Source organism: Microbacterium sp. P03 (genome assembly GCF_043556235.1).
In the GTDB taxonomy this organism is placed as follows: domain Bacteria; phylum Actinomycetota; class Actinomycetes; order Actinomycetales; family Microbacteriaceae; genus Microbacterium.
The window spans coordinates 344,237-352,458 of record NZ_JBIGIM010000004.1; the positions used below are offsets into that span (position 1 = coordinate 344,237).

Consider the following 8,222-nt stretch of genomic DNA (forward strand, 5'->3'; position numbering starts at 1 on the left):
CCTACTTCTTGCTCTCGTCGTCGTCTTCGACCACCTCGGCGTCGATGACGTCCTCCTCGGGGTTCGGCACCTCGCCGTTGCCCGGGTCGGTCGCCGCCGGGTCGGGCGTCTCGCCCGCGGCCTGCGACGATGCGTAGATCGCTTCGCCCAGCTTGCCCTGGCTCGCGTTGAGCTTGTCGAACGCGGCCTTCACCGCATCGTCGTCGTCACCGGCGAGCGCCGTCTTGAGCGCGTCGACATCTCCCTGCACCTCGGTCTTGACCTCGGCGGGCAGCTTGTCGTCGTTGTCCTTGATCAGCTTGTCGATCGAGTAGGACAGGGTCTCGGCCTGGTTGCGGGTCTCGGCGGACTCACGACGCTTCTTGTCCTCGGCGGCGTGCTCTTCGGCCTCGCGCACCATGCGCTCGATGTCGTCCTTCGGCAGCGACGAGCCGCCGGTGATCGTCATCGACTGCTCCTTGCCCGTGCCCTTGTCCTTGGCGGACACGTGCACGATGCCGTTCGCGTCGATGTCGAAGGTGACCTCGACCTGCGGAAGACCGCGGGGCGCCGGGGCGATGCCGGTCAGCTCGAAGGTGCCGAGCGGCTTGTTGTCACGCGTGAAGTCGCGCTCGCCCTGGAAGACCTGGATCGCGACCGACGGCTGATTGTCGTCGGCGGTCGTGAAGGTCTCGCTGCGCTTCGTCGGGATGGCCGTGTTGCGCTCGATGAGCTTGGTCATGATGCCGCCCTTGGTCTCGATGCCGAGGCTCAGGGGGGTGACGTCGATCAGCAGCACGTCCTTGCGCTCACCGCGGAGCACACCGGCCTGCAGTGCGGCGCCGACAGCGACGACCTCGTCCGGGTTGACGCCCTTGTTGGGCTCCTTGCCGGTCTCGCTCTTGACGAGCTCGCTCACGGCGGGCATGCGGGTGGATCCACCCACGAGCACCACGTGATCGATGTCGGCCACCTTGATGCCGGCCTCGCGGATGACATCGGCGAACGGCTTCTTCGTGCGGTCCAGCAGATCCTTGGTGAGGTCCTCGAACTTCGCCCGCGTGATGGTCTCGGAGAGCGACACGGGTCCGCTCTCGGTGAGCGACAGGTAGGGCAGGTTCACGCTGGTCGAGGCGGAGCTGGAGAGCTCCTTCTTCGCCTGCTCCGCGGCCTCCTTGAGGCGCTGGAGCGCGATCTTGTCGCCCGAGACGTCAACGCCCGACGTGGCCTTGAACTGCTTGATCAGGTAGTCCACGACGCGCTGGTCCCAGTCGTCGCCGCCGAGGCGGTTGTCGCCCGCGGTCGAGCGCACCTGAATCGTCGAGAAGTCATCGTCCTTGCCCACCTCGAGCAGCGAGACGTCGAACGTTCCGCCACCGAGGTCGAACACGAGGATGAGCTCGTCTTCCTTGCCCTTGTCGAGGCCGTACGCGAGGGCCGCGGCGGTGGGCTCGTTGATGATGCGCAGCACGTTCAGGCCTGCGACCTCCCCGGCCTCCTTCGTGGCCTGACGCTCGGCGTCGTTGAAGTAGGCGGGAACCGTGATGACGGCGTCCGAGACGGAGTCGCCGAGGTACTCCTCGGCGTCGTGCTTCAGCTTGCCGAGGATGCGCGCCGAGATCTCCTGCGGCGTGTACTTCTTGCTGTCGACGTCGAACGTCCAGTTCGTGCCCATGTGGCGCTTGACGCTCGCGATGGTGCGATCGACGTTCGTGACGGCCTGGCGCTTCGCGGTTTCACCGACGAGCACCTCGCCGTCCTTTGTGAAGGCGACGACCGAGGGGGTCGTGCGGAAACCTTCGGCGTTCGCGATGACCTTCGGCTCGCCACCCTCGAGCACCGAGACGACGGAGTTGGTCGTACCGAGGTCGATTCCAACAGCACGGGGCATGTGATTCTCCTTTTACGAAGGGGACGAGAGCGGATGCTGCCGTCCGGGGTCTGGCGGGAAGTCTGGGTCGCCGCTCGAGGTTGAGCCGCGATGACTCAAGGCTAGCGGGACGCGATCGACGTGTCAAATGAACTTGATATGAATTGGCTCAACTTTGCGCGTTCACCGAAGGGCCTTAGCGTGTCGACATGGAACCCGATCCGCAGCCGCAGAAGCCGATCTTCAAGCCTTCTGTCAATGCGCCACCGCCGACGGTCAACACCGGCGCGATCGGTCCGATCGGCAGAGCGGCCGAGAATCCCGATCCGGGAGTCGCAGCTCCGCGCGCACAGGTGGTCTCGTGGGCGCTGTGGGACTGGGGGTCGGCGGCTTTCAACGCCGTGGTGACGACGTTCGTCTTCAGCACATATCTCGCGAGCTCCCTGTTCGTCGACCCGCAGATCGTGGCGGCGGCGGGAGACGACGCGAAGGATCCGGCGCTCGTGCAGGCCCTCGCCGGCAACGCGAGCCTGGTCGGCGTCGCTCTCATGATCGCCGGCATCCTGATCGCCGTCCTCGCGCCGGTGCTCGGACAGCGCACGGACGGCACGGGCCGCCGCAAGCTCTGGCTGGGCATCAACACCGCCGTCGTGGTCGTCGCGATGATCGCGATGTTCTTCGTCGAAGGCGCGCCCGGCTACCTCGTGCTCGGGGCGACTCTGCTGGCCGTCGGCAACGTGTTCTTCGAGTTCGCGGGCGTCAACTACAACGCGATGCTCGTCCAGGTGTCCACGCGCAAGAACATCGGGCGCGTCTCGGGCTTCGGATGGGGCATGGGATACGTCGGCGGCATCGTGCTGCTCATCCTGCTGCTCGCGCTGTTCATTCAGGGTTTCGGGGCCGAGGGCCGGGCCGGCCTTCTCGGCATCAGCACCGAGGGCGGCCTGCACATCCGGCTCGCCGTCGTGGCCTCCGCGATCTGGTTCGCGATCTTCGCGATACCCGTCCTCCTGCGGGTACCCGAGATCCCGCCGCGCGAGCGCCAGGTGCACGTCGGCTTCTTCCGTTCCTACGGTGTGCTGTGGGGCACGCTGACGAAGCTGTGGCACGGCAACCGGCAGGTGCTCATGTTCCTTCTCGCGAGCGCCGTCTTCCGAGACGGCCTCGCCGGAGTCTTCACCTTCGGCGCGATCATCGCCGCGCAGGTGTTCGGCTTCAGCTCGAGCGAAGTCCTCTATTTCGCCGTCGCCGCCAACGTCGTCGCCGGTGTGTTCACGATCCTCGCGGGACGGCTCGATGACCGTCTCGGAGCCAAGAACGTCATCCTCGCCTCGCTGATCGGCCTGGTCGTCGCGGGCACGGCCGTCCTTTTCATCGGCACCGCGGCGATCGGTTTCTGGATCGCCGGCCTGGTGCTCTGCGCCTTCGTGGGCCCCATCCAGGCGGCGAGTCGCTCCTTCCTGGCCCGCATCACCCCTGCCGGCCGCGAGGGCGAGATCTTCGGCCTGTACGCCACGACCGGTCGCGCGGTGTCGTTCCTCGCACCCGGACTGTTCGCGCTCTTCGTCGGGCTCTCCGGCGATACCCGCCTCGGCATCCTCGGTATCGTCATCGTCCTGCTGGCGGGACTTCTGCTGATGCTGCCGGTCAAGGCGAAGCAGGCCGTGATCGACTGACGCCGCCCCGCGGTCAGCGCTCAGCGCTCAGCGCGGCCAGGCCGCGGCGAATTTCGCGAGCAGGCGCGCGAGGTCGGCCCGCTCTTCGTCGCTGAAGCCGGCCAGCGCGCGATCCACGGCCTCACGCCGATCGCCGCGGAAGCTGCGCACGATCGCCGAGCCCTCGTCGGTGAGGACGATGCGGGTGCGGCGCGCATCGTCGGGATCGGCCTCGCGGCGCACGAGCCCGATGTCGACGGACTGCTGCACGAGCCGCGATGCCCTCGGTTGATCGACCCCGATGGCCTCGCCGATCTCGCTGACGGACAGTGGACCAGATGCGGCGACCAGTGCCTCCAGCAGTCGAAGCCGGGCCGGACCGCCGAATCGCGCCTGCATCGCCTCGGGCCACCCTCCCCCGCGCGGATCTGCACCCCGGCCGCCGTGGTATGCGTGGTGCCCGCCGAATCCGCGCCCGCCCGGGCCCCACGGGGGGCGGCCCGGTGCGTCGCCGTCTTCGCCGCCCGCCCACGGCGGCCGCGGCCCGCGGCGTCCGCGCAGCTGAGCGAGCGCGGCGGCGATCGTCTCCGCGGGGTCGGGAGAAGAAGCATCCGAAGTCGTCACGAATCAAAGGTACATGCGACTTGACATGCATCGAGATCGTATGTCACACTACATATACATGCCACTTGACATGCATCAACCGGCCGGTCGAGCCACTGCCCCGGCCCACGAGAGGATTTCCCATGGAAAGCAACGACAACACACAGAATGACAACCGACCGATCGGCTTCTGGCTGCGGCTGGTCGACCGGCAGCTCACCGAGGCCTTCGCCACGGAGTTCGCCGCCGACGGTTTCGACCGTCGCGAATGGATGCTCCTGAACATGCTGGCCGGCGACGCCGACGACGCGCGCCTCGCCCGCATCGCACGGTTCGCCGCCAAGCGCGGTGGCCGGGTGATGGCGAGGCTCATCGAGCGCGGCTGGGTCACAGAGACCGACGGCGTCTTCACGCTGACCGACGAGGGCCGCGCTCAACGCGACACGTTCAGCACACGGGTCGACACGATCCGCGAGCGGGTCGCCGGCGCCGTCTCGCCCGAGGATTATGCGACGACCGTCGCATCGCTCGAGAAGATCGCTCGTGAGTTCGGCTGGAACGAAGACGAGCGAATGCCGCGCGGTCGCGGTTTCGGGCACGGCCGTGGCTTCGGTCACGGACGGCGCGGGTTCGGCCAGGGCTTCCCGGGCGGCTTCGGTGGGCGCGGCGAGTTCGCCGAGCGCGCCGGTTTCGGCCCCGGCGAGCACCCCCGCGAGGGCTTCGGCCCGCGCGGCGGCGGTCGGGACGGCGACGCATGCGGACACGGCCCGCACGCGCACGGTCGCCGTGGGCACGGCTCCCGCGAGGGCGGGCGACGCAGGTCGGAGCACTCGTTCGAGCGGGGCTTCGAGGCTGGTATCGCCGCGGCGACACGCCTCACCGCACCGGCCGCTCCGGCCGGTTCCGCCGACTGAGTAAAGCGCACGAATCGAGAGGAGCCCTCACCCGGATCGGGTGAGGGCTTCTCGTCGTGCGGGAACGCTTCGGTGGTCAGTCGTCGACGACGGTGACCGTCACATCGATGTTGCCGCGCGTCGCGTTGGAGTACGGGCACACCTGGTGCGCAGCATCCGCGAGGGCCTGTGCCTGCTCGTGCGGAACGTCCGGGATGACGACTTCGAGAACGACGGCGAGCTGGAAGCCGCCGTTGCCGTTGCTGCCCACACTCACCTGCGAGCCGACGCTCGTGTCGTGGATGGCGACCTTCTGCGCACGGGCGACCGCCTGCAGTGCGCTGTGGAAGCACGCTGCGTATCCGGCGGCGAAGAGCAGTTCGGGGTTCGGTTCTCCCCCGGCTCCGCCCATCTCCTTCGGCACGCGCACGTCGGTGTCGATGAGTCCATCCGTCGTACGGACATGCCCGTTGCGGCCGTCGCCGGTCGCGAGCGCCTCCGCGGTGTAGATCGCATCCATGCTGAGTCTCCTATCGTTCGAGCCTTTATGGTTGCACACAATCCCATTGTGCACAATGTGATTGTCTTATCACCACGCGATACCGTGTCGACATGAGCGCCACCCAGGAAGCTGCACAGAGCGCCCACGGCAAGCGAGAGTTGCCCCCCGGCATCTTCCTTGTTGCAGGAATCGTGGTTGTCCCCGCGCTCATCGCGCTGCTCTCCCCTCGAGGCTTCGAACCCGGCACCGAAACGTTCGTTTACGTCGCCTTCGCTGTGGTCGCCGGACAGACGATCGCAGTGCTTACCGCCGTGGGCGTGCTGGCCGCCGCGATCATCCGCCGCAGCGGCCTCGGACGCATCATGGTCTTCGGTGCGGTCGCGGCTGTGGTGATCTCGATTGCCATGAACACCGCCGGCTCTCTCGCAGACCAGATCGTTCGCACCTTCGCCTGAGACCCGGCCCGTTCCGTGGACGCTGTTGCCGGCGCCGCAGATGGATCTGGGTTCAGACGCGACGGCATCACCGATACGAGTCCGCGGATCCGTCGTGACTGAGCGACGCAGCCCTATCCCACGCGGGAACCATACCCTGACCGGCGTGTCCTCGTCGTGACCGCGGGCGGATCCCCGCGCGCACAGCTGACAGGCTGGACTCATGGACCAACACGCCGTCCGCGCTGCGGAAGAGGAGCTGCTCAGCTCGGCTACTCGCCGCGACAAGTCGCGCGTGCGCGAACTCCTCCATCCTGCCTTCGTCGAGATCGGTCGTTCCGGACGCCGTTGGCACCGTGACGAGATCGTCGATGCTCTCGCCGGCGAGGGTGATCGCGATCCCGTCGTGACCGACGAGTGGGAGTTCGTCGAGCTGGTACACGACCTCGCCCTGGTCACCTATGTCATCCGTACCGCCGATCGAGACAGCCGTCACTCCTCGATATGGGCGCTTGACCGAGGACGGCTGCAGATGCGCTTTCACCAGGGGACGTTCGTCGTCGGACGATAGCCGATGGTTGGTACCGTCTCGTCGTGTCCTTCCTTATGTTGCCGACTGCGCTCGTGGCTCGTTATCGAGCCGTTGACCGCGAAGAGATCTGGGCGCCACCGGAGGTCGTCGACACTCCGGCGCACCTCGACGCGCTCACCGCCGACATTGGTCAACGAGGAATCCTGGTACCTCTCGAGCTCCGCTTCAACGAAAGATTCGCCACGCTCGACGGCAACCATCGCATCGCGGTCGCACTCCGATTGGATCTCAACACGGTGCCCGTCCAGCTCAGTCGACTACCGCTCGAACCACGGCAGTTCTGGGCTCAGACCATGAGCGCCGACGACTACACACTGATGACGGCCGCACTCATCTCGGCGCGTGGTTGAGCAACCCTGCTCGCCACTGCACAAGGCAGCAGGCCCCTCGGCGGATCCCTTACGATCGTCGGCCCGTGGTAGCTCTTTGCTGTCGTTCGACTGTTCGGTGGATGGTCGAGCGGGCGACGTCGAACAGCTCGGGGAGCTCGGCTGTCACGCCGCGAAGACAGCCTCCCGCCTTGGCGACCAGTGAACCGTTCCGATGCGGGCTCGGCTGCGACCGGATTCGAACTCCGCGACCATGCCGATAAAACGGTCGGGAGGAGTGGCAACGGCTTCGGTCGTCTCACTCGCGGTGACCGGCCCTGCCGAGATCCGTGTGGGTTAGCGTTGCGGGGATGACGCTGAACCATGTTCGACGCGGAAGGGGCAGCCCACTGCTGCTCGTACACGGTCTGGGCGCAGGGTGGCGATCCTGGGCCCCGATCCTCGACGAACTGGCTGAGCGTCGTGAGGTCATCGCCGTCGACCTCCCCGGATTCGGTGAGACACCCCCGTTGACCGGCGAGGTCTCGATCGCCACGCTGACCGACTCCGTCGCAGACTTCATCCGCGAGCAGGGGCTGGACGGAGTCTCGACCGTCGGCCAGTCAATGGGCGGCCGAATGGTGCTCGAGCTCGCACGGCGGGGAGTCGGCGGCGACACGGTGGCGTTGGACCCGGGCGGTTTCTGGAGTCACCGCGAGCTCGTCGTCTTCGGCGCCACGCTGCGGCCGTCGATCGCTCTGGTCCGAGCGCTGCGAGGCAGGCTGCCATCCCTGCTCGGCAACCCTGTCTCAAGGACTCTGCTGCTGGCGCAGTTGTCGGCGCGACCCTGGGCGCTCTCGCAGGAGACCGTGCTTCCGGACGTGCGCGGACTGGCCGATTCCCCCGCGACCGGCGCCGCCATGAACGCCCTCACCAAGGGCCCCAAGCAACAAGGCGCTCCGGCCGGCAGAGTCCCCGGCCGGGTCACGATCGGGTGGGGGCGGCGCGACTTGGTGACGTTGCCCAGACAGGCCGCTCGCGCTACGGAACTGTTCCCCGACGCCGTGCTGCACTGGTTCGAGCGGTGCGGGCACTTTCCGCAATGGGACGTACCGGATGAAGCGACTCGACTCATTCTCGACAGCACCAACGAGGGTCAGCGGTCTGCCTAGCCGACGACCGCAGTCGTCGGCGTCAGCGTCGGACATCGCTGTGCGTACGCCTGTTGCAGGCGCGATCCCGCTTAGCCGGGGCTTCGGGCGCGTAGTGCCCGGCTCAGGCGGGTGGGTGATGTGGTGACGGGTCTCCACTGCCTTCCGGGGTCCCATGCGGATGGACCGCGTATTTCGGGGATGCCGCCCCGCATGCGCACTTTCCACCCGTTCG

9 protein-coding genes are annotated in these 8,222 nt (G+C 67.3%); 6 read left to right on the forward strand and 3 right to left on the reverse strand.

Features of this window, described 5'->3' with window-relative positions; translation table 11 throughout:
* Position 1 precedes the first annotated feature (1 nt).
* A complete protein-coding gene (gene dnaK, locus ACFXOO_RS12920) occupies positions 2-1,870 on the reverse strand; it encodes a molecular chaperone DnaK (RefSeq protein WP_378842684.1) in 1,869 nt (622 codons plus the stop codon).
* A gap of 188 nt (positions 1,871-2,058) precedes the next feature.
* Here dnaK and ACFXOO_RS12925 point away from each other — a divergent pair, with 188 nt between their 5' ends.
* A complete protein-coding gene (locus ACFXOO_RS12925; RefSeq protein WP_378842682.1) occupies positions 2,059-3,525 on the forward strand; it encodes an MFS transporter in 1,467 nt (488 codons plus the stop codon).
* 27 nt (positions 3,526-3,552) lie between these two features.
* Here the strand turns inward: ACFXOO_RS12925 and ACFXOO_RS12930 are convergent, their stop codons facing one another.
* Positions 3,553-4,128 carry a MarR family winged helix-turn-helix transcriptional regulator gene (locus ACFXOO_RS12930; protein ID WP_394563807.1) on the reverse strand — a complete coding sequence of 192 codons (576 nt, stop codon included), beginning with the start codon at positions 4,126-4,128 and terminating at the stop codon, positions 3,553-3,555.
* A 122-nt stretch (positions 4,129-4,250) separates the two neighbouring features.
* Here ACFXOO_RS12930 and ACFXOO_RS12935 point away from each other — a divergent pair, with 122 nt between their 5' ends.
* A complete protein-coding gene (locus tag ACFXOO_RS12935; protein WP_394563808.1) occupies positions 4,251-5,021 on the forward strand; it encodes a MarR family winged helix-turn-helix transcriptional regulator in 771 nt (256 codons plus the stop codon).
* 76 nt (positions 5,022-5,097) lie between these two features.
* Here the strand turns inward: ACFXOO_RS12935 and ACFXOO_RS12940 are convergent, their stop codons facing one another.
* Positions 5,098-5,520: an organic hydroperoxide resistance protein gene (locus ACFXOO_RS12940; protein WP_378842674.1), complete on the reverse strand. Its 423-nt coding sequence runs from the start codon at positions 5,518-5,520 to the stop codon at positions 5,098-5,100.
* A 92-nt stretch (positions 5,521-5,612) separates the two neighbouring features.
* On the opposite strand from ACFXOO_RS12940, the gene ACFXOO_RS12945 reads away from it, so the two are divergent.
* From ACFXOO_RS12945 to ACFXOO_RS12960, 4 genes are all read left to right on the forward strand, one after another.
* A complete protein-coding gene (locus ACFXOO_RS12945) occupies positions 5,613-5,957 on the forward strand; it encodes a hypothetical protein (RefSeq protein ID WP_378842672.1) in 345 nt (114 codons plus the stop codon).
* Between the two features lie 202 nt (positions 5,958-6,159).
* The gene (locus ACFXOO_RS12950) at positions 6,160-6,507 is read left to right on the forward strand and encodes a DUF4440 domain-containing protein (protein ID WP_378842670.1); all 348 of its coding nucleotides are present in this window, start codon (positions 6,160-6,162) and stop codon (positions 6,505-6,507) included.
* Between the two features lie 23 nt (positions 6,508-6,530).
* Positions 6,531-6,878 carry a hypothetical protein gene (locus ACFXOO_RS12955; protein ID WP_378842668.1) on the forward strand — a complete coding sequence of 116 codons (348 nt, stop codon included), beginning with the start codon at positions 6,531-6,533 and terminating at the stop codon, positions 6,876-6,878.
* 329 nt (positions 6,879-7,207) lie between these two features.
* Positions 7,208-8,008, forward strand: a complete 801-nt coding sequence (locus ACFXOO_RS12960; protein ID WP_378842667.1) for an alpha/beta fold hydrolase — start codon at positions 7,208-7,210, stop codon at positions 8,006-8,008.
* Positions 8,009-8,222: the final 214 nt, after the last annotated feature.

What these genes read in the sequence shown, in the direction of transcription:
- dnaK (WP_378842684.1), bottom strand. Translation starts at nt 1,870, where the DNA reads ATGCCCCGTGCTGTTGGAATCGACCTCGGTACGACCAACTCCGTCGTC.
- ACFXOO_RS12925 (WP_378842682.1), top strand. Translation starts at nt 2,059, where the DNA reads ATGGAACCCGATCCGCAGCCGCAGAAGCCGATCTTCAAGCCTTCTGTC.
- ACFXOO_RS12935 (WP_394563808.1), top strand. Translation starts at nt 4,251, where the DNA reads ATGGAAAGCAACGACAACACACAGAATGACAACCGACCGATCGGCTTC.
- ACFXOO_RS12940 (WP_378842674.1), bottom strand. Translation starts at nt 5,520, where the DNA reads ATGGATGCGATCTACACCGCGGAGGCGCTCGCGACCGGCGACGGCCGC.
- ACFXOO_RS12945 (WP_378842672.1), top strand. Translation starts at nt 5,613, where the DNA reads ATGAGCGCCACCCAGGAAGCTGCACAGAGCGCCCACGGCAAGCGAGAG.
- ACFXOO_RS12950 (WP_378842670.1), top strand. Translation starts at nt 6,160, where the DNA reads ATGGACCAACACGCCGTCCGCGCTGCGGAAGAGGAGCTGCTCAGCTCG.
- ACFXOO_RS12960 (WP_378842667.1), top strand. Translation starts at nt 7,208, where the DNA reads ATGACGCTGAACCATGTTCGACGCGGAAGGGGCAGCCCACTGCTGCTC.